This window comes from Citrobacter sp. Cpo032 (assembly GCF_030332975.1).
Lineage (GTDB): Bacteria > Pseudomonadota > Gammaproteobacteria > Enterobacterales > Enterobacteriaceae > Citrobacter > Citrobacter portucalensis.
Genome location: NZ_JAOWGU010000031.1, coordinates 153,695 through 173,229, shown reverse-complemented (window position 1 = coordinate 173,229; position 19,535 = coordinate 153,695). Strand labels below are relative to the sequence as shown.

Annotated in this window: 19 protein-coding genes and 1 pseudogene; 3 read left to right on the top strand and 17 right to left on the bottom strand. The window is 53.6% G+C overall.

Annotation, left to right across the window (positions count from 1 at the left end):
- Positions 1–11: 11 nt before the first annotated feature.
- Entirely contained in the window at positions 12–1,757 is a 1,746-nt protein-coding gene (gene ggt / locus OGY33_RS01495; protein WP_191238047.1) for a gamma-glutamyltransferase, read from the bottom strand.
- Between the two features lie 118 nt (positions 1,758–1,875).
- Between ggt and OGY33_RS01490 the strand changes: the two genes are divergently transcribed.
- Entirely contained in the window at positions 1,876–2,316 is a 441-nt protein-coding gene (locus OGY33_RS01490; RefSeq protein WP_048215386.1) for a DUF2756 family protein, read from the top strand.
- On the opposite strand, the gene ugpQ is transcribed toward OGY33_RS01490, so the two are convergent.
- The 11 genes from ugpQ to livK form a co-directional block, all read right to left on the bottom strand.
- Positions 2,313–3,056: a glycerophosphodiester phosphodiesterase gene (gene ugpQ, locus OGY33_RS01485; RefSeq protein ID WP_191238046.1), complete on the bottom strand. Its 744-nt coding sequence runs from the start codon at positions 3,054–3,056 to the stop codon at positions 2,313–2,315. The genes OGY33_RS01490 and ugpQ overlap by 4 nt on opposite strands.
- The gene (locus tag OGY33_RS01480; RefSeq protein WP_008786359.1) at positions 3,053–4,123 is read right to left on the bottom strand and encodes a sn-glycerol-3-phosphate import ATP-binding protein UgpC; all 1,071 of its coding nucleotides are present in this window, start codon (positions 4,121–4,123) and stop codon (positions 3,053–3,055) included. The genes ugpQ and OGY33_RS01480 overlap by 4 nt, the downstream gene beginning before the upstream one ends.
- A gap of 1 nt (position 4,124) precedes the next feature.
- Positions 4,125–4,970, bottom strand: coding sequence for a sn-glycerol-3-phosphate ABC transporter permease UgpE (gene ugpE / locus OGY33_RS01475; protein WP_191238045.1), 846 nt, complete (start codon positions 4,968–4,970; stop codon positions 4,125–4,127).
- On the bottom strand, positions 4,967–5,854 hold the full coding sequence (gene ugpA, locus OGY33_RS01470; protein WP_048215384.1) for a sn-glycerol-3-phosphate ABC transporter permease UgpA: 888 nt from the start codon (positions 5,852–5,854) through the stop codon (positions 4,967–4,969). Before ugpA ends, ugpE begins: the two co-directional genes overlap by 4 nt.
- Positions 5,855–5,964: 110 nt before the next feature.
- Complete coding sequence (gene ugpB / locus OGY33_RS01465) at positions 5,965–7,281, bottom strand: sn-glycerol-3-phosphate ABC transporter substrate-binding protein UgpB (protein ID WP_003827583.1); 1,317 nt, start codon at positions 7,279–7,281, stop codon at positions 5,965–5,967.
- A 247-nt stretch (positions 7,282–7,528) separates the two neighbouring features.
- On the bottom strand, positions 7,529–7,810 hold the full coding sequence (locus OGY33_RS01460) for a hypothetical protein (RefSeq protein ID WP_048215382.1): 282 nt from the start codon (positions 7,808–7,810) through the stop codon (positions 7,529–7,531).
- Positions 7,811–7,910: 100 nt separating this feature from the next.
- Positions 7,911–8,624, bottom strand: a complete 714-nt coding sequence (livF, locus tag OGY33_RS01455; RefSeq protein ID WP_003827581.1) for a high-affinity branched-chain amino acid ABC transporter ATP-binding protein LivF — start codon at positions 8,622–8,624, stop codon at positions 7,911–7,913.
- Between the two features lie 17 nt (positions 8,625–8,641).
- Complete coding sequence (gene livG / locus OGY33_RS01450) at positions 8,642–9,409, bottom strand: high-affinity branched-chain amino acid ABC transporter ATP-binding protein LivG (protein WP_003827578.1); 768 nt, start codon at positions 9,407–9,409, stop codon at positions 8,642–8,644.
- Entirely contained in the window at positions 9,406–10,683 is a 1,278-nt protein-coding gene (gene livM, locus OGY33_RS01445; RefSeq protein WP_048215381.1) for a branched chain amino acid ABC transporter permease LivM, read from the bottom strand. The genes livG and livM overlap by 4 nt, the downstream gene beginning before the upstream one ends.
- Positions 10,680–11,606, bottom strand: a complete 927-nt coding sequence (gene livH / locus OGY33_RS01440; protein ID WP_003827575.1) for a high-affinity branched-chain amino acid ABC transporter permease LivH — start codon at positions 11,604–11,606, stop codon at positions 10,680–10,682. Before livH ends, livM begins: the two co-directional genes overlap by 4 nt.
- A 61-nt stretch (positions 11,607–11,667) precedes the next feature.
- Positions 11,668–12,777, bottom strand: a complete 1,110-nt coding sequence (gene livK / locus OGY33_RS01435; RefSeq protein ID WP_191238044.1) for a high-affinity branched-chain amino acid ABC transporter substrate-binding protein LivK — start codon at positions 12,775–12,777, stop codon at positions 11,668–11,670.
- Between the two features lie 423 nt (positions 12,778–13,200).
- On the opposite strand from livK, the gene panM reads away from it, so the two are divergent.
- Both panM and OGY33_RS24540 read left to right on the top strand, forming a co-directional pair.
- Positions 13,201–13,584 carry an aspartate 1-decarboxylase autocleavage activator PanM gene (panM, locus tag OGY33_RS01430; RefSeq protein WP_003827573.1) on the top strand — a complete coding sequence of 128 codons (384 nt, stop codon included), beginning with the start codon at positions 13,201–13,203 and terminating at the stop codon, positions 13,582–13,584.
- A pseudogene (locus OGY33_RS24540) lies at positions 13,569–13,696 on the top strand (hypothetical protein). The gene panM and the pseudogene OGY33_RS24540 overlap by 16 nt, the downstream one beginning before the upstream one ends.
- A gap of 83 nt (positions 13,697–13,779) precedes the next feature.
- On the opposite strand, the gene OGY33_RS01425 reads toward OGY33_RS24540, so the two are convergent.
- The 5 genes from OGY33_RS01425 to ftsY form a co-directional block, all read right to left on the bottom strand.
- Positions 13,780–14,883 carry a branched-chain amino acid ABC transporter substrate-binding protein gene (locus OGY33_RS01425; RefSeq protein ID WP_139157946.1) on the bottom strand — a complete coding sequence of 368 codons (1,104 nt, stop codon included), beginning with the start codon at positions 14,881–14,883 and terminating at the stop codon, positions 13,780–13,782.
- Between the two features lie 270 nt (positions 14,884–15,153).
- Positions 15,154–16,008, bottom strand: coding sequence for an RNA polymerase sigma factor RpoH (gene rpoH / locus OGY33_RS01420; protein ID WP_003023425.1), 855 nt, complete (start codon positions 16,006–16,008; stop codon positions 15,154–15,156).
- A gap of 270 nt (positions 16,009–16,278) precedes the next feature.
- Positions 16,279–17,337 (bottom strand): permease-like cell division protein FtsX, encoded by a 1,059-nt coding sequence (gene ftsX, locus OGY33_RS01415; protein WP_020996073.1) that lies wholly within the window; start codon positions 17,335–17,337, stop codon positions 16,279–16,281.
- A complete protein-coding gene (gene ftsE / locus OGY33_RS01410) occupies positions 17,330–17,998 on the bottom strand; it encodes a cell division ATP-binding protein FtsE (protein ID WP_003023420.1) in 669 nt (222 codons plus the stop codon). Before ftsE ends, ftsX begins: the two co-directional genes overlap by 8 nt.
- Positions 17,999–18,000: 2 nt before the next feature.
- The gene (gene ftsY / locus OGY33_RS01405; RefSeq protein WP_191238043.1) at positions 18,001–19,527 is read right to left on the bottom strand and encodes a signal recognition particle-docking protein FtsY; all 1,527 of its coding nucleotides are present in this window, start codon (positions 19,525–19,527) and stop codon (positions 18,001–18,003) included.
- Positions 19,528–19,535 lie beyond the last annotated feature (8 nt).

Genomic DNA, 19,535 nt, shown 5'->3' with positions numbered 1-19,535 from the left:
GGCCATTATTCTTAGTACCCCGCCGTTAAATCATCCACGGAACGCGGGTCAGAAGCACCATACAGTGCGCCATCCGGTCCAACCATAATACTCTGCGTGCTACCCATCGCCTCTTTCAGCGCGACTTTCTGTCCTTTTTGCTCCAGCAGCTTGATGGTATCCGGGCTGAAGCCCTTCTCGATGCGCAGTTCATCCGGCAGCCACTGATGATGGAAACGCGGCGCGTTGGTCGCTTCGGCGACGTTCATCCCGAAATCAATGCTATTGACTACCATTTGCAGCACGGTAGTGATAATTCGGCTTCCGCCAGGGCTGCCGGTAACCAGCCAGGTTTTCCCGTCTTTTACCACGATAGTCGGCGACATTGATGACAGCGGACGCTTCTTCGGCCCAACCGCGTTGGCATCACCGCCCACCAGTCCATAAACGTTTGGTACGCCCGGCTTAGCGGAGAAATCATCCATTTCGTTATTGAGCAGAATACCGGTGTTACCCGCCACGATGCCGGTCCCGAAGGTGGTATTCAGGGTATACGTTACCGCCACGGCATTGCCGTCTTTATCCACTACCGAGAAGTGCGTAGTCTGGTTGCTTTCATACGGGGCGAGCTTGCCAGGTTTGATCTGGCTGGAGGGCTTAGCCTTGTTGATATCAATCTGATCGGCAAGCGTTTTAGCATAGGCTTTGTTGGTCAGCGCTTGCCACGGCACTTTCACAAAATCCGGGTCGCCCAGATATTCTGAACGGTCGGCGTAAGCATATTTCTCCGCTTCAGCCATAACCTGCATAGCATCGGCGCTGCCAAATCCGTACTTCTTCATATCGAAGTTTTCGAGAATATTGAGGATCTGCACGATGTGAATACCGCCAGAGGACGGCGGCGGCATGGAGAAGACCTGATACCCGCGATAGTCACCGCTGATCGGCGTGCGCTCCACGGCTTTATAGCTGGCTAAATCCTCTTTGGTCATCAGCCCGCCGTTCTTCTGCATTTCCCCGGCTATCTGATCGGCAATTGCCCCTTTATAAAACGCATCCGGGCCATTCTCGGCAATCATTTCCAGGCTTTTCGCCAGATTCTTTTGCACCAGCTTGTCGCCCTTTTTCAGCGGCTCGCCGTCCTTCCAGAAAATGGCTTTGCTACTCTCGTGATTAGGGAGCACTTCGCTGCCATAGGTTTTCAGATCGTCGGCCAGCGCGTCATTAACCACAAAGCCCTCTTCCGCTAGCTTCATCGCCGGGCGCACCACTTTGTTCAGCGGCATCGTGCCGTATTTCTCCAGCGCCAGCGAGAAACCCGCCACGGTACCCGGCGTACCGGATGCCAGATGCGACGTCAGCGACTTTTTCGCATCGGCGTTGCCCTGCTCATCAAGGAACATATCACGGGTCGCGCCAGCAGGCGCCATTTCACGAAAATCGATCGCTGTGGTGTTACCGTCTTTGGTACGCAGCAGCATAAAACCACCGCCGCCCAGATTGCCCGCCTGGGGATGCGTCACCGCCAACGCATAGCCAACGGCCACGGCGGCATCAACGGCATTCCCGCCCTGTTTAAGAATGTCCACCCCAACCTGGGTAGCTAAAGCATCCACGGAGGCCACCATCCCTTGCTTAGCGCGTACGGGATGGAACACATCTTCCTCGACTCCGTAAGATACCGGCGGTGGCGCAGCCGGCGCGGCAGCAACGCTAAAACAACTTCCTGAGAGCAGAGCAGCAATGGCTACCCGGCGTAAAAACGTCGGTTTTATCATCGTTATTCTCCAGATGTATGGGGGTCGGCCCCCACTAAGCCTGGTGCATAACTCTGAAATAATCATCGTAACGGCGAGAAAGGAGTAAACTTAAGAGATCCCCGAGAGGAGAAAAGCGATGAAACGACTCTTACTTTTAGCCATGCTGTTGCCGTTTGCAGGCTTTGCACAGCCCATCAACACCATGAATAACCCGAACCAACCCGGTTATCAGATCCCGAGTCAGCAGCGTATGCAAACCCAAATGCAAACGCAGCAAATTCAGCAGAAAGGGATGCTCAACCAACAGTTGCAAACCCAGACGCGTATGCAGCAACAGCATCTGGAAAACCAAATTAACACCAACTCCCAGCGGGTCCTTCAGTCTCAGCCAGGCGAGTTGAATCCCAGCCAGCAGCAAATGCTGCCCAACAGCAACGGTGGGATGTTGAGTGGAACCCGTAACCCGGACAGCTCTCTGAATAAGCAACATATGCTGTCAGAGAAAAAGAACGGCGACATGCTGAAGCCCTCCAGCACGCCGCAGCCTAACGTTCCGTTAAAAACGATTGGGCCTTAAAAAGGTTGGAAATCCGGACCAATCGTATCAATGGCATCGGTACAGATGCAGTCCACGCCCCAGCGCAGCAGTTCCGCCGCGCGCTGGGGTCGGTTGACGGTATATACCAGAATACGTAGCCCCGAATCGCGCAGCGCATCCACACGCGCTTCATCCAGCAGTTTGTGATTAAGATGAATAGAGACGCAGCCAAGCCGCATGGTCAGCTCGCGCCAGTCCTCGCGCCATTCATCAAGCAGCAAGCCTCTCGGCAGTTCAGGTACCGCCTGCTGCGCCGCTTCAAGTGCATCAATTTCAAAGGATGACAATAGTGGCGGTGTCATTCCCGCCCACAGTTCCCGCGCGGCCAGCGCCACGACTTTGCCGGTTAACGTTCCGGTGCCGGTTGTGGGTTTAATTTCAATATTCGCCATCATACCGTGCTGACGGCAGCGCTCGGCCACTTGCGAGAGCAGCGGCAGCGGTTCACCTTTAAACTCACCGCTAAACCAGCCGCCGGCGTCCACGCGCAATAAATCCTGCCAGTTCAGCTCACCTGCCACGCCCCAGCCGTTGCTGGTTCGCTCCAGGTTGTCGTCATGCAGTAAGAAGATCTCACCGTCTTTCGACAATTTAGCGTCAAACTCGATCATGGTATGCCCGTATCGCGCCCCCACGTCGATCGCCGCCAGGGTGTTTTCCGGGGCCAGCTTACCGCCGCCACGATGGGCGACAATATGGGGGTAAGGCCAGTTACTCATACACGTTGTCCTGTTTCGCCATCAAAAAGATGCAGATGATTTTCCGGCAGATGCAGCCACAGCGTGCTGCCTGCCGTTGGGCGATGCTGATGCGCCAGTCGCACCACCAGCTTTTGCTCACCCCAGCGTCCGTGTGCCAGGTTATCTGCGCCCAGCATTTCCAGCGTATCAACAACCAACGGCACACCGCCTTCGGCCTGCGAGCTTAGCGCAATATGCTCTGGGCGGATACCCAACGTCATTTTACGCCCAATAGACTCTCTCGCGCTTCTGCCGATGGGTAGCGTCATGCCGCCCTCCAGTTCAAAATGGGTGCCCGAGGTACTGATGCACCCGTCCAGCAGGTTCATCGCCGGGCTGCCGATAAAACTCGCCACAAAGCGGCTGGCAGGCTTTTCATACACCTCAACCGGTGTACCTATCTGCTCGGCAATGCCTTTGTTCATCACCATCACCCGTTGGGCGAGGGTCATCGCTTCAACCTGGTCGTGCGTCACGTATAGCGAAGTGGTTTTCAGGCGGCGATGCAGATGTTGTAACTCCAGACGCATCTGCACGCGCAGCTTGGCATCGAGGTTAGAAAGCGGCTCATCGAACAGGAATACCGCTGGGTCACGCACAATCGCTCGCCCCATCGCTACGCGCTGGCGCTGACCGCCAGAAAGTTCGCGCGGACGACGTTTGAGCAGCTCACCCAGCTCGAGAATACGCGCCGCCTCATTTACCCGCTCAGCAATGTGTTCCTTGCCCATCCCGCGGATTTTCAGCCCCCAGGCCATGTTTTCTTCCACGCTCATATGCGGGTAGAGCGCGTAGTTTTGAAAGACCATCGCAATGCCGCGATCCTTCGGCTCCATCTCGGTGACGCGTTTATTATCAATCCAGATATCGCCACCGCTCACCCGTTCCAGCCCAGCCACCATCCGCAGCAGCGTAGACTTTCCGCAGCCGGATGGGCCAACCATCACGATAAATTCCCCGTCCGCGACGTCCAGCGTCAGCGGTTTAATCACCTGGGTTTTGCCGTCCCAGCTTTTGGTTACTGCCTGTAGTTTGAGTCCTGCCATTTTATTTCTCACTGTCCACTAAACCACGCACGAAGGCACGCTGCATGGCTAACACGATGATTACCGGAGGGATGAGCGTCAGCAGCATGGCTGCCATCACCTGATTCCATTGGGTGGTACCTTCGCCGGTGGCGATCATGCCTTTGATGCCCGCTACCGCAGTGCCCAGGTTGACATCGGTAATAATTAATAACGGCCACAAATACTGGTTCCAGCCGTAGATAAAGGTGATAACGAACAGCGCCGCCAGATTGGTTTTTGACAGTGGTAGTACGATATCGCGGAAAAAAAGCATCGGTGACGCACCGTCAATACGCGCCGCCTCAACCAGCTCATCCGGCAGGGTCATAAAGAACTGTCGGAACAGGAAGGTCGCAGTAGCCGATGCCATCAACGGCAGCGTCAGACCCGCATAGCTGTCGAGCATTTTCAGGTTGGCGATAACCTCCACAGTGGGGAAGATTCGCACCTCAACCGGCAGCATCAGGGTGATAAAAATCATCCAGAAGAACAGGTTGCGCAGCGGAAAACGGAACCAGACGATGGCGAATGCGGAGAGCATGGAGACGGTGATTTTCCCTACCGTAATACTGAACGCCATGATGAAACTGTTAAGCATCATCAACCAGAACGGCGCGTTGTTGACGCCCACACCGTTGACCCAGATGTATTTCATGTTCTCCAGCAACTGCGTGCCGGGAACCAGCGTCATCGGCGTTTCAAACACCGCTTTGTTGTCCAGCGTCGCCGCGACAAACGCGACGTACAGCGGAAACAGGATCACCATAATCCCCATAATCAACATGGCATGGCTGAATATTGTCAGCCCACGACGGTTCTCAATCATTGGTAACGCACCTTACTTTCCACATAGCGGAACTGCACCACCGTCAAAATAATGACCAGGAACATCAGCACCACCGATTGCGCGGCCGAGGCGGAGAGATCCAGCCCAACAAAGCCTTCGCGATAGATCTTATAAATCAACGTCGTGGTCGCCTGTACCGGTCCACCCGCCGTGGCGGCATCGATCACCGGGAAGGTATCAAAGAAGGCATAAACCAGATTCACCACCAGCAGAAAGAAGCTGACCGGGGCTATCAGCGGCAGCGCCAGCTTAAAGAAGCGGCGAACCGGCCCTGCGCCATCAATCGCAGCGGCTTCGATCAGCGATCGCGGGATAGACTGCAGTGCGGCAAAGAAGAACAGGAAGTTGTAACTAATCTGCTTCCAGACCGACGCGAACACCACCAGAAACATTGCCTGACCGCTATTTTGCGCATGGTTCCAGTCATAGCCAAACTCACCGAGAAAATGGGTAATCAGCCCGCGACCTGGGTTAAACAGGAAGATCCACAATACGGCGGCGACAGCGGGCGCAACGGCATAGGGCAACAGCATCAGCGTCTGGTAAAAACGGCTGCCGCGCACCACGTAATTCACCAGCGCCGCAAAAAATAACGACACCAGCAGACCGCTTACCGTGACTAACGTACTGAACTTAATGGTGGTCCAGAATGAGTCGAGGTAGTACGGGTCATGAAACAGCGCGACAAAGTTTTCCAGTCCGACAAACTGGCTAGAAAGACCAAACGGATCAACGGATTGTAGCGAGTACCACAGCGCTTCACCGGCGGGCCAGATAAAGAAAATAACGGTGATAACCAGCTGCGGAGCCACCAACAAATAGGGAAGCCAACGCGAGCGGAATACCGGACGGGATGAAGACATGTAGGTTCTTTTCCTGGAAGGTGCCGGATGGCGGTGCAAGCACCTTATCCGGCCTACAAACTACGAACTTGTAGGCCTGATAAGCGCAGCGCCATCAGGCACTTATACACTTAAGACTTGGTCGATTGCTCAAAGCGGCGCAGTAACTGATTGCCACGCTCAACGGCGGCATCCAGTGCCTGCTGCGGGGTTTTCTTCCCGGTCCAGACGCTTTCCAGCTCTTCATCCACAATAGTGCGGATCTGCGGCATATTGCCCAAACGCAGCCCTTTGGTGAACGGCAACGGCGGCTTGTTCAGCATCTGGCGGGTGGCAATATCAGCCCCAGGGTTCTTCTCATAGAAGCCCTGCTCACGGGTCAGGTCGTAGGCAGCGGTGGTGATCGGCAGATAGCCGGTCTTCTGGTGCCATTCGGCAGCAATTTCAGGCTTCGCCAGGAAGTTGAGGAACTGCGCCACGCCTTCGTAGGTTGCTTTGTCTTTACCCTGCATCACCCACAGGCTGGCCCCACCGATAATCGCATTCTGCGGCGCGCCCTTCACATCGGCATCGTACGGCATCATCCCGACGCCATAATTGAATTTAGCGTAGTGGCGGATGTCGGCCAGCGAACCGGAAGAGGCGGTGGTAATGGCACAATCCCCGTTGTAGAACTTCTCAGTGGATTCGTCCTTACGCCCGAAGTAGCTGAAATCACCTTTTTTGTTCAGCTCTTCCAGCAGAGCGATATGTTTCACCTGTTCCGGTTTATTGAACTCCAGCACCGCGTCAGTACCGTCAAAACCGTTGTTTTTGGTTGCTACCGGCAGACCGTTCCAGGCGCTGAAGTTTTCAATCTGAATCCATCCCTGCCAGCCGCTGGCGTAACCGCACTTCATTCCTGCGGCTTTCAGCTTCGCGGTGTACTCCGCCAGATCCTGCCAGGTTTTCGGCGGCTGCTCAGGGTCTAAACCGGCTTTTTTGAAGGCATCTTTGTTGTAGTACAGCACCGGAGTGGAGCTGTTAAACGGCTGGGAGAGCAAGTGTCCGCTTTTAGAGTCGGTGTAGTAACCGGAAACGGTCGGTACGAACTGAGACTCATCGAAGTTAATGCCAGCCTCTTTGAATACTTCATAGACCGGTTTAATGGCTTTTGAGGCCATCATGGTTGCCGTGCCCACTTCATAAACCTGCAGCAGCGCAGGCGCGTTTCCGGTACGGAAAGCGGCAATTCCTGCACTCAGGCTCTGCTCGTAGTTACCTTTGTACTGCGGAACAATTTTGTAGTCGGGATTGGCTGCATTAAAACGTTGCGCCAGTGAATCAACTTCTTTACCCAGTTCGCCTTCCATTGAGTGCCAGAACGGGATAGTGGTGACCGCCAGTGCCTGACCTGCAAATGCCAGGCTAAGTGCCAGTCCTAAAGCTGTATGTCGTAACGATATCATCGGTTATCTCTCTTGTTGTGCCGGATGCGCGATATCACGCGTTTTATGCTCGCGGGGGTAACATGACATGCTCGAATGACAGAAAAATAACTTTTTTATTACAAAAAAAAGATAGTAAGGCGACAAACAGATGGCAAGGCGGTGAAAGCGTAGTGACAGGAAAATGCGGGGTGGTGCACAACAAAGCCGGATATCGCTATACCTTCTCCGGCCTGGATGGCGTTATCTGCTGCTCCAGCAAGGAAGATTAATCCCGACGCCAGCGTCGCTCATATTCATTCTGTAAACGCTGCTGCTCTCGCCGCTCACGTTCACGTTGGATATCCGATTTATCATCATCCCAGCCTGGGCATACCGAGCTGGTAAACACTTCGCAGGGCGAGTCGGATTGCGCTAACGGGTTGTCCGGTTTCTCTTCCCAGATAGCGGGATCGCGCGGGTCAAACGCTGGCGGTGTTGAGGCCAGGGTAGTTAATGAAAGCGTCAAAAACAAACTGCCAATCATCATGCAGGTACCTGAACGAATCATCCTTTCTCCATGTTCATTTTATTATTGATAACTATTCTCAATAATAACATAGAGCAATAAAAAGGGGCCACAGCGGGCCCCTTGTCTATTCAGAGAATGATTAACCGCCCAGATACGCACTACGCACCGCTTCGTTAGCCAGTAACGCATCACCGGTGTCTTCCAGCACCACATGACCGTTTTCCAGCACGTAGCCGCGATCGGCGAGCTTCAGCGCCTGGTTAGCGTTCTGTTCGACGAGGAAGATGGTCATCCCCTGTTCGCGCAGCTGTTCGATGGTGTTAAAAATCTGCTGGATGATAATCGGCGCCAGACCCAGCGACGGTTCATCAAGCAGCAGCAGCCTCGGCTGGCTCATCAGTGCACGGCCTATCGCCAGCATCTGCTGTTCACCGCCGGACATAGTTCCCGCACGCTGAATACGACGCTCATGCAGACGGGGAAACAGGTCATACACCCATTTGATGCGTTCCTGAAACTGGTCCTTTTCGGCAAAGAAGCCGCCCATCGCCAGGTTCTCTTCCACCGTCATGCGGGAAAACACGCGACGCCCTTCCGGCACAATCGCTACCGCTTCGCGCATGATTTTCGCCGTCTGCCAGTCGGTAATGTCTTTACCATCAAAGACGATTCGCCCGCTGGTCGCTCGCGGGTCGCCACACAATGTGCCGAGCAGCGTGGTTTTTCCCGCGCCGTTAGCACCAATCAGAGTAACGATTTCACCCTGGTTGATATACAAGCTGACGTCGTGCAGCGCCTGTATCTTGCCGTAGTGGGCGTTGACTTTGTCGAACGATAACATCGCCTTATCCATATTAATCCTCGCCCCCATTATGCTTCACCTAAATAGGCGCGGATAACATCCGGGTTATTACGAATCTGTTCCGGCGTCCCATTTGCCAGCGGTGTGCCCTGGTTCACCACGTAAATACGGTCGGAAATCCCCATCACCAGCTTCATGTCGTGCTCAATCAACAAAATGGTGGTGTTGTGATGGTTACGCAGTTCAGCAATCAGCTCGTCCAGCTCCTTGGTCTCTTTCGGGTTGAGTCCAGCAGCGGGTTCGTCAAGCATCAGGATTTCCGGCTGGGTCACCATGCAGCGGGCTATTTCCAGACGGCGCTGGTCGCCGTAGGCCAGGTTACTGGCCTGACGGTTGGCATGCTCCAGCAAGCCAATACGCGCAAGCCAGGTGGCCGCGCGATCCAACGCTTCACTCTGCGCGCGACGGAACGACGGGGTTTTCAACAGGCCGGAGAAGACGCCGGTTTTCAGTTGCTGATGTTGCGCCACCAACAGGTTTTCAATCACCGTCATTTCGCGAAACAGACGTACGTGCTGAAAAGTACGCACCACGCCCATACGCGCGATTTGCTGACCCGGCAGCCCTTCCAGGTGCTGGTCGCGCAGCTTAATCGTCCCGCCGGTCGGCTTATAAAAACCGGTCAGGCAGTTGAAGACCGTGGTTTTCCCCGCGCCGTTCGGGCCGATTAACGAGACAATCTCCTGCGGTCGTAGTTCCAGTTCAACGTTGTTTACCGCCAGCAGACCGCCGAAGCGCATCATCAGGCCGTTAACGGATAATAATGGCTGACTCATGCCTGCTCTCCTTTTGCTTCCCCGTTTTTCAGCTTCAACTGTGGACGGGTCATCGGCAACAAGCCCTGCGGACGCCAGATCATCATCAGTACCATTAAACCACCCAGCATTAACATGCTGTATTCGTTGAAATCACGCATCAGTTCGCGTGACACCACCAGCAGGATAGCTGCGAGGATGACCGCAAACTGCGAGCCCATTCCGCCCAGTACCACAATCGCCAGCACAAAGGCCGACTCGGCAAAGGTGAAGGATTCCGGGCTGACGAAGCCCTGGCGCGCGGCAAACAGCGTACCGGCAAAACCGGCAAACGCGGCGCTGATGGTAAAGGCTGTCAGCTTGATACGCGTAGGGTTTAAGCCCAGAGAACGACAGGCAATTTCATCTTCACGCAGCGCTTCCCACGCACGACCCAGCGGCATACGCAGCAAACGGTTGATAACAAACAGCGAGAAGACCACCAGCAGCAGCGCCACCAGATAGAGGAAAATGACGCGGTCAGACGGATCGTACTTGACGTTAAAGAAGTTGCTGAAGGTATCCCAGCCGCCTTCACGGGCGGTACGGCTGAACTCCAGACCGAAAAAGGTCGGTTTCGGGATCTGGCTAATACCGTTTGGACCGCCGGTTACTTCGGTGTTGTTGAGCAGCAGGATGCGGACGATTTCGCCGAAGCCTAAGGTCACAATCGCCAGATAATCACCGCGCAGGCGCAGTACCGGGAAGCCGAGCAGGAAGCCCGCAGCAGCGGAAACCAGTCCCGCCAGCGGCAGACAGGTCCAGAAGCCGAGTCCGTAATAGTGGTTCAGCAGCGCGAAGGTGTAAGCGCCGATGGCATAGAAGCCGCCGTAGCCCAGCACCAGCAGGCCGGAAAGCCCCACCACCACGTTTAAGCCGAGGCCGAGGATGATATAAATCATCGTCAGCGTGGCGATATCCACCGTACCGCGCGAGACCATAAACGGCCACGCCACGGCAATCACCAGCAGCGCCACCAGGAACAGTTTCTGTTTAACGGTGGAGCCGTCAATCGCCGGCAGAATAAATTTCGGTCCGGAGACGCTCTTCAGGCCTTTCTGGAAGGCTGGACGCAGCAGTTGGAAAAGAAAGACCACGCCAGTGCCGATAAATACCCACTGCCAGCGGATATCCGCGGCGGTATCGACCACCAGCTTGGTACCGTCCAGCTCTAACTGAACGCCCATAAAGACGCCCGCCAGGACGAAGAACATAGCGGCAGAGAGCAGCGCCATTGCAAAATGCATCGGTTTCATACTTTCTCTACCTCCGGGCGACCCAGAATACCGGTCGGCATCACCAGCAGCACCAGAATCAGCAGCGCGAATGAAACAACGTCTTTGTATTCAGTACTCAGATAAGCAGAGGAGAGCGCTTCCGCAACGCCCAGAATCAGGCCGCCGATCATCGCCCCAGGAATACTGCCGATGCCGCCCAGTACCGCCGCGGTAAAGGCCTTCATCCCGGCCATAAAGCCGATGTATGGGTTAATTACGCCATAGAACTGACCGAGCAGCACGCCCGCTACCGCCGCCATTGCCGCGCCAATCACAAAGGTCAGCGCAATCACGCGATCGGTGTTAATGCCGAGCAGGCTGGCCATCTTCAGGTCTTCGGCACAGGCACGGCAGGCGCGGCCCATACGGGAGTAACGGATAAACAGCGTCAGCGCCAGCATCGCCAGGAAGGTTACGATCCAGATAACCAACTGCATGGTGGTGATGGAAGCAGAGAAGTTATCGCTACTGCCGACAGTCCACTGGCCATTAAACAGGCTGGGCAGCGCCACGTCGCGCGAACCTTCCGTCAGGCTGACGTAGTTTTGCAGGAAGATGGACATCCCGATAGCGGAAATCAGCGCGATCAGGCGCTTGGAGCTGCGCACGGGCCGATACGCCACGCGTTCAATGCTCCAGCCATAGGCGCTGGCAATCACAATCGCGCCGACGAAGCCCGCCGCGACCAGTAGCCAGCTGGAATCGATGCCCATCATCATTAGCGCTGCGATGATCATAAAGGAGACATAGCTGCCGATCATATATACCTCGCCGTGGGCGAAGTTGATCATGCCGATAATGCCGTACACCATCGTGTAACCGATGGCGATCAGCGCGTAGGTGCTTCCCAGCGTGACGCCGTTAAACATCTGCTGCAAGAAATAGAGGAACTGCTCGGACATAAGGTAACCTTTTTAAACCCGCCCGTTTTGCACGGGCGGTGGGATAACTCGTCTTCAGGTATTACTTCGCGACGGTCGAAGAACCGTCTGCATGCCACTGGAAGACACCAAACTCAAATCCCTTCAAATCGCCTTTTTCGTCCCATTTCAGCGGCCCAATCACGGTATCAGCCCCGTGTGCTTTCAGATCTTTCACCAGGTCCAGCGGCTCTTTGCTACCGCTTCGATCCATTGCTGTCGCCAATGACTGGACGGCTGCATAAGTGATCCACACGTATGGTCCGGTTGGATCTTTCTTGTCAGCTTTGAGCGCATCGACGATAGCTTTATTCGCCGGATCCTGGTCATAGCGTTTTGGCATGGTTACCAGCATGCCTTCAGCAGCATCACCGGCGATATTAGACAGCGACGCATTGCCGACGCCCTCCGGGCCCATAAACTGGGTTTTCAGCCCGACGGAACGCGCCTGACGCAGCATTTGCCCCATTTCCGGGTAGTAGCCACCGTAATAAACAAAGTCGATATTTTCTTTTTTCAGGCGAGCGATCAGCGCAGAAAAATCTTTTTCCCCGGCGGTGATACCGTCAAAGAAAACGATGTTGGCTTTGCCCGCTTTCAGGCTGCCCTGCACCGAACGCGCCAGACCTTCACCGTATTGCTGTTTATCGTGAATGATGGCGATACGCTGTGGCTTCACCTTCTCCAGAATGTATTTCGCGGCAGTCGGCCCCTGAGAGGAGTCCAGACCCGCTGTACGCATAATGTGAGCGTAACCGCGCTGGGTCAGTTCCGGGTTTGTGGCACCCGGAGAAATCATCAGAATGCCTTCATCTTCATAGATATCTGATGCGGGCTGCGTGGAAGATGAGCACAGATGTCCAATAACGTACTGAATACCGTCATTGACGATTTTGTTCGCTACCGCAACGGCCTGTTTCGGATCGCAGGCGTCGTCATATTCCACAGCGACCAGTTTGTCGCCTTTGACCCCGCCTTTGGCATTGATATCTTTAATGGCCTGACGTGCGCCATTAAATTCCATATCGCCCCACTGCGCGACCGGACCTGACATCGCGCCGACAACAGCGACCTTGATATCTTCCGCCATGACCGCGTGTGACATTGCCAGTGCTATCACCCCTGCGATGATTGTTTTCGCATTCCGTTTCATTACCTGAATCCCCATTCGTGACGTAATTAATATTTTGTATTTATGTGGTTAAAAAGCAGTCTGTGCTTTTTTTGAACTACACTATTTTTACCAGTCTCATTAATGGTTTAGCGCAGTTTTTTAAGCAAAATCAGGCTAAAATCTCTATTTTTCAGTCGATTAAGAAAAGATAATATTCTGCTTTTCACTATAGATAAACAAAAAAAAGCACGTTTGTCAGCATAAAATAACGGTACAAAGAGCCGAATAAAATGCTGCATTCCAGGGTATTATTCTGCCTGTTTTTCAATCTCTACGGTTTCAAACTGTCATTACCGTTGTTACAAAATTATTAATCTGGTTATTCACATAAAAAAGAGAAAGCATCCGGGCGAATTATTTCGGTACACTCATTCCATCTTTTGTGATTTGGACATGCTGTTAATGAAGCTGACCATCGTTCGTTTAGATAACTTTAGCGACCAGGACCAGATTGATCTGGGCAAAATCTGGCCGGAATATTCCGCCTCATCATTAAGCGTAGATGAAACGCACCGGATCTACGCCGCACGCTTTAACGAGCGTCTGTTAGGCGCAGTTCGCGTAACCCTGAGCGGCACGCAAGGTGCATTAGATTCATTGCGCGTACGCGATATCACCCGCCGTCGCGGCGTCGGGCAGTATTTGATCGAAGAAGTCATCCGGGAAAACCCTGACGTGAGTTCATGGTGGATGGCCGACGTCGGCGTCGAAGACCGCAGCGTGATGGCCGCGTTTATGCAGGCGTTAGGGTTTACAGCCCAGGAGAATGGCTGGGAAAAAAGATAAAAAAGCCGGATGGCGCTGACGCTTATCCGGCCTACATGCTGGGAGCAAAAAATAAAAAACCACCTCGCAATTTTCCAAGAATTTCACGTTGCAGGAAGGCGGCAAGTTATGAAGTCCCCGGGAGCTTACATAAGTAAGTGACCGGGGTTGAATAACGTAGCCAACGCATTTGCAGCGCGAAAGGCACCTGGAAAATTATTTGGCGTCGGTCGCCGTCCCGTTTGCATGCCAGTCAAACACACCGAATTCAAAGCCTTTCAGATCGCCCTTCGCATCCCATGACAGCGGCCCCATTACGGTTTCCACTGAGTTTGCTTTCAGGTATTTGGCAATTTCAGCCGGGTCGTCAGACTGGTTCAGACCGGCCTGCAAGGATTGCAGCGCGGCATAAGTGGTCCATACGAATGCACCGCTCGGATCCTGTTTCTTGGCTTTGATCGCGTCCACAATCGGTTTGTTCGCCGGAACCTGATCGTAGTTCTTCGGTTTCGTTACCAGTAAGCCTTCTGCAGACTCACCCGCGATGTTAGACAGCGACACGTTCGCTACCCCTTCTGGTCCCATAAACTGGGTTTTCAGACCTGCGGCACGAGACTGACGCAGGATCTGCCCCATTTCCGGGTGATAACCACCGTAGTAAACGAAATCGATATTCTCTTTCTTCAGACGCGCCACCAGCGTAGAGAAATCTTTCTCGCCAGCGGTGATCCCGTCGAAGAACACCACGTCAGCGTTGGCTTTCTTGAGGTTGTCCTGCACGGAACGCGCCAGGCCTTCACCGTACTGTTGTTTGTCGTGAACGATCGCAATGCGCTTCGGCTTCACTTTTTCAACGATATATTTGGCAGCGGTTGGTCCCTGATCGGAATCCAGACCGGTGGTACGCATCACCAGGTTATAACCGCGCGCGGTCAGCTCCGGCGCCGTTGCCGCTGGGGTGATCATCAGAATGCCTTCGTCTTCATAGATATCTGACGCAGGCTGAGTGGAAGACGAGCACAGGTGGCCGATAACATATTTAATCCCGTCGTTGACCACTTTGTTAGCTACCGCTACCGCTTGTTTCGGGTCACAGGCATCGTCATATTTCACCATGACCAGTTTGTCGCCTTTCACGCCGCCTTTGGCGTTGATATCTGCAATCGCCTGCTCTGCGCCAGTAAATTCCTGATCGCCATACTGCGCTACCGGACCGGACATCGCGCCGACGACGGCAACTTTAATATCCTTAGCAAACGCCATATTGCTCAAAGACAGGGCGATACATCCTGCCAATAACGCTTTACCCTTCATATTCATCCTGACAATCCCCATTATTGTGGTTATTACGTGTGTTGTGATGTTGTTGTTCAGCACTTTATTTCGATTATTGGATAGCCACCCGTGCTTTAGCAGCATACTCTGCTAAAACATACCCGATTTTTATTATTTTGGAATAGCTAAATTTGACATGCAGATAACAACTTGATGACAAAAAGCTTAAACGTCAGGAGAGAGGGGAAGAGATAAAAACAAAAAACCCCGGATTTTCATCCAGGGTTTATCAGCATTTCCAGTTCGGCTGGAAGATTACGCTTCGATCGCCGCGCGCAGTTTTTTCATGGCGTTCTTTTCAAGCTGACGAACACGTTCAGCGGAAACGCCGTAGCGATCGGCCAGTTCCTGCAACGTCGACTTGTTGTCTTCGTCCAGCCAACGGGCACGAATGATGTCCTGGCTACGCTCGTCCAGACCTTCCATTGCGTGAGTCAGTTTGTTCGCGGCCTGATCTTCCCAGTTATCTTCTTCAATGCCGTCGGCAAAGTTAGAAGATTTATCCTGCAGATACAGCACCGGGGCCATCGGCTGGCTGTCAGACTCGTCGTCTGAAGACATGTCAAACGTCATGTCCTGCGCCGCCATACGGGATTCCATTTCGCGCACGTCTTTGCTGGAAACACCCAGCTCGCGAGCAACCATTTCAACTTCGTCCTGGTTAAACCAGCCCAAACGCTGCTTGGTTTTACGCAGGTTAAAGAACAGCTTACGCTGTGCTTTGGTGGTCGCAACTTTAACGATACGCCAGTTACGCAGAACGTATTCGTGGATCTCAGCTTTGATCCAATGCACGGCGAAGGAAACCAGGCGCACACCCACTTCCGGGTTGAAACGGCGCACGGCTTTCATCAGGCCGATATTACCTTCCTGAATCAGATCCGCCTGCGGCAGGCCATAACCCGCATAATTACGAGCAACATGAACAACAAAGCGCAGGTGAGACAGGATCAGCGTTTTAGCTGCTTCCAGATCGCCCTGGTAATGCAGCTTTTCAGCCAGTGCCCGCTCCTCGTCAGCCGACAACATCGGCCACGCGTTCGCAGCCCGGATGTAAGATTCCAGGTTACCAACAGGGGCTAAAGCTAAATTTTGCATTTCTTTGGTCATTCAAATCCTCTCAATCTTTTCATCTGGCGCATTGGCTAAAAACTAATTAACAAAAACCAGTAGCAACAACCATGCCAGAGCTTATGAGCAACGAGAATATCATTCAATCTTTTATCAGACAGTGATTTTATCCACAAGTTCCATGTCGTAATGTGTATAGATTACGCACAAAATGTGACATCACAATGAATACGCCGGGAAGAGATCACAGGGACTCTTTCCCTGCAGAGCGAACTACTCAGTGCAGGGAAAGATTATACCAGAGATTTTTTAATCGGGGGTAAAGTGGCGTAAATGTTGAACCGTGGCAAGCCAGGCTGCCACCCAGCCAATCATTGAGCACACCAGCAGCAATAACAGGCACTCATCGAATGATAATCCATTGATATCAAACTTGGTTCCAAATACCTGTGCCACCTCAGTCACCGCTGACGACAGACGCATCACCAAAATTTCTGACAAAATCAGTGAAAGAAATGCACCGGAAAAACCGAGCAGTGCACCGCCGTAGAGGAACGGACGCAGGATAAATCCATCCGTCGCGCCAATCAGTTTTTGCACGTTAATGGTATCGCGACGCGCAAAAATACTCAGCCGCACGCTGTTACCGATGACGAGGAAGACCGCCGCCACCATCAGCACGCCAATCATCGCGGAAACGCGTCCGACAAGGCCCGTCAGCGCCGCCAGGCGAGCGAACCAGCTGTCATCCATTCGCACTTCATCAATACCGTTGATTTGTGCGATGCGGTCACGCAGCGTGTTCAGCGACTCCGTACCCTGGAAGTCCAGTTTCGGGATAACAACCGCCACGGCCGGAAGCGGGTTCTCTTCCAGCATATCCAGCGCGCCGCCAAAGCCAGACCAGTTGCGGAATTCACCCAGCGCGTCGTCACGAGAAAGATAATTCACTTTCTCCACGCCCTGCTCGGCCTGCAACTGACCAACCACCCGCGCCGCCGCATCATCATCCAGCGTTTTTTGCAGGTAAACGGTGATCTGCGGAGACGGATAATACTGGCTTGCCGCATGGTTTACGTTCTTATAAACCATGTAGCACACGCTTGGCAGCGTCAGGGAGATGGCAATAACCATCACCGTCAGAAACGTCGCCAGCGGCTTGCTTTTCAGGTCCTGTAACGCGCCCTGAAACGCATAACGTACCTGCTCGTTAAAGACATTGGTTTTACGCGAATTCGGCTTTGGCGCGGCTTTCGCACGCTTTGGCGTGTTGCGACCGCCGTCACCCGGCGCACCGCCCGATTTACGAAAGCGATCCAGTCGGCCACCGAACTGTTTGATTTGGTTAATAGCGTCACGTCTATTCATGCGCCAGGCCTCCATGCAGATGTCCATCGCTCAGAACCATTTGGCGATAGGAGCGACGGGAGATCAGGCCAATATCGTGCGTGGCCATTAATACCGTGACCCCGACGCGGTTAAACTCTTCGAACAGGCGAAGGATCCCTTCTGACAGCGCGTCATCCAGGTTCCCCGTTGGTTCATCCGCCAGCAGCACCGCAGGTTTGTTCACCACCGCACGGGCGATGCCGACGCGTTGTTGTTCACCGCCGGAGAGCTGAATCGGGAAGTTTTTCGCTTTGTCCAACAGCCCGACCTTATCCAGCGCCGCTGACACGCGACGACGAATATCGTCCCCGCTGGCACCCGCGATGATTAGCGGGATTGCCACGTTGTCAAACACGGTTCTGTCCATCAACAGGTGGTGATCCTGAAAAATCATGCCAATCTGACGACGCAGAAACGGCACTTCACGGTTTTTCAAACGGCTGATGTCATGCCCGCTAAAGTAGATTTTCCCGGCGCTGGGCCGTTCAATTCCACAAATCAGCTTCAGCAGGGTACTTTTCCCCGCGCCGGAGTGGCCGGTCAGAAACGCCATCTCGCCAGGCTGCATATGGAAGGTCACTCCCTGCAGCGCTTGTCTCCCACCGAGATAGGCCTTGCTGACATGTTCAAAGCGAATCATTGTTAATCCTCTCGGGCAAAAAGTGCCTCTATAAAATCGTCCGCTTTAAACGGACGTAAATCCTCGATACGTTCGCCCACACCGATATAGCGGATAGGGATGCCAAACTGATCGGCTACCGAGAAGATAACCCCGCCCTTCGCCGTACCATCCAGCTTGGTCAGGGTGATACCGGTTAAGCCCACCGCTTCATGGAACAGTTTGGCCTGGCTTATCGCATTCTGCCCGGTGCTGGCGTCGATAGTCAGCATAACTTCATGCGGCGCATCTTCGTCCAGCTTCTTCATGACGCGAACGATTTTTTTCAATTCTTCCATCAGGTGCGATTTATTCTGCAAACGCCCTGCGGTATCAGCGATCAGCACGTCTACGTTACGCGCCTTCGCCGCCTGGATGGCATCAAAGATAACGGACGCGGAATCCGCGCCAGTATGCTGAGCAATCACCGGGATGTTGTTACGCTGACCCCAAACCTGCAGCTGTTCTACTGCCGCCGCACGGAAAGTATCACCTGCCGCCAGCATTACCGATTTACCCTGCTGCTCAAACTGACGCGCCAGCTTACCAATAGTGGTGGTTTTGCCCACGCCGTTGACGCCAACCATTAAGATAACAAATGGTGTTTTGCCATCAACATTCAGCGGTTCGTCAACCTTCGCCAGAATCTCGCCCATCTCTTCTTTCAACAGACCGTACAGCGCTTCCGCATCTTTAAGCTGCTTGCGGCTGGCGCCTTCCGTCAGATTCGCAATGATTTTGCGGGTCGTTTCTACACCCACATCAGCGATCAGCAGTTGCTCTTCCAGCTCTTCAAACAGATCATCGTCGATCTTTTTACCACGGAACAGACTGATAAATCCGGAACCGAGGTTTTCTTTTGTTTTCAGCAGGCTGCGTTTCAGGCGCGCAAAGAAACCTTCTTTGGTTGGTTTTTCCTGCTCCTGGACCACCTCTTCTTCTACCGGTTCTTCTACAGCAGGTTCTTCTACCGGCACCACCATAACCGCTTCTTCAGCAGCCTCAGCGGCCAGCGCCTGTGCTTCCAGCTCTTCGTCGGTCAGTTGCGGTTCGTTTTCAGCTTCTTCTTCAGCCGCCTCAACGATTTCCACGGTTTCCGCTTCGGCCTGCCACTCTTCGGCAGAAACTTCTTCAGTTTTCACCTCTTCCGGCAGCGGCAATTCTTCGCGTTCGATAACCACCGCTGCTGGCGTTTCTACTACAGTTTCAGCAATGGGTTCAGCAACCGGCTCAATCTCCGGCTGCGCTTGTTCGGCGACAGGTTCGACTTCCGGCTGCAGTTTTTCGATTTCCGCAACCTGTTCAGTTACTTCAACGACTTCAGCTGCAAAGGCTTGCGTTTCAGCCTCGCTACGGGTTTCCTCGACGTGCGGTTGTTCGTCAACGACGGTAGTTTCTTCAGCAACCGGTTGTTGTTCTTCGTTTTTTACTTCTGTCTCGTTTTCCGGTGCCTGCTCTTTTTGACCAAAGCCCAGCCAGGAAAAAAAGCCACGTTTTTTCTCTTTCGCCATTTGCGACT

Coding starts and splice junctions, on each gene's coding strand:
- ggt (WP_191238047.1), bottom strand. CDS start 1,757: ATGATAAAACCGACGTTTTTACGCCGGGTAGCCATTGCTGCTCTGCTC.
- OGY33_RS01490 (WP_048215386.1), top strand. CDS start 1,876: ATGAAACGACTCTTACTTTTAGCCATGCTGTTGCCGTTTGCAGGCTTT.
- ugpQ (WP_191238046.1), bottom strand. CDS start 3,056: ATGAGTAACTGGCCTTACCCCCATATTGTCGCCCATCGTGGCGGCGGT.
- OGY33_RS01480 (WP_008786359.1), bottom strand. CDS start 4,123: ATGGCAGGACTCAAACTACAGGCAGTAACCAAAAGCTGGGACGGCAAA.
- ugpE (WP_191238045.1), bottom strand. CDS start 4,970: ATGATTGAGAACCGTCGTGGGCTGACAATATTCAGCCATGCCATGTTG.
- ugpA (WP_048215384.1), bottom strand. CDS start 5,854: ATGTCTTCATCCCGTCCGGTATTCCGCTCGCGTTGGCTTCCCTATTTG.
- ugpB (WP_003827583.1), bottom strand. CDS start 7,281: ATGATATCGTTACGACATACAGCTTTAGGACTGGCACTTAGCCTGGCA.
- OGY33_RS01460 (WP_048215382.1), bottom strand. CDS start 7,810: ATGATTCGTTCAGGTACCTGCATGATGATTGGCAGTTTGTTTTTGACG.
- livF (WP_003827581.1), bottom strand. CDS start 8,624: ATGGATAAGGCGATGTTATCGTTCGACAAAGTCAACGCCCACTACGGC.
- livG (WP_003827578.1), bottom strand. CDS start 9,409: ATGAGTCAGCCATTATTATCCGTTAACGGCCTGATGATGCGCTTCGGC.
- livM (WP_048215381.1), bottom strand. CDS start 10,683: ATGAAACCGATGCATTTTGCAATGGCGCTGCTCTCTGCCGCTATGTTC.
- livH (WP_003827575.1), bottom strand. CDS start 11,606: ATGTCCGAGCAGTTCCTCTATTTCTTGCAGCAGATGTTTAACGGCGTC.
- livK (WP_191238044.1), bottom strand. CDS start 12,777: ATGAAACGGAATGCGAAAACAATCATCGCAGGGGTGATAGCACTGGCA.
- panM (WP_003827573.1), top strand. CDS start 13,201: ATGAAGCTGACCATCGTTCGTTTAGATAACTTTAGCGACCAGGACCAG.
- OGY33_RS01425 (WP_139157946.1), bottom strand. CDS start 14,883: ATGAATATGAAGGGTAAAGCGTTATTGGCAGGATGTATCGCCCTGTCT.
- rpoH (WP_003023425.1), bottom strand. CDS start 16,008: ATGACCAAAGAAATGCAAAATTTAGCTTTAGCCCCTGTTGGTAACCTG.
- ftsX (WP_020996073.1), bottom strand. CDS start 17,337: ATGAATAGACGTGACGCTATTAACCAAATCAAACAGTTCGGTGGCCGA.
- ftsE (WP_003023420.1), bottom strand. CDS start 17,998: ATGATTCGCTTTGAACATGTCAGCAAGGCCTATCTCGGTGGGAGACAA.
- ftsY (WP_191238043.1), bottom strand. CDS start 19,527: ATGGCGAAAGAGAAAAAACGTGGCTTTTTTTCCTGGCTGGGCTTTGGT.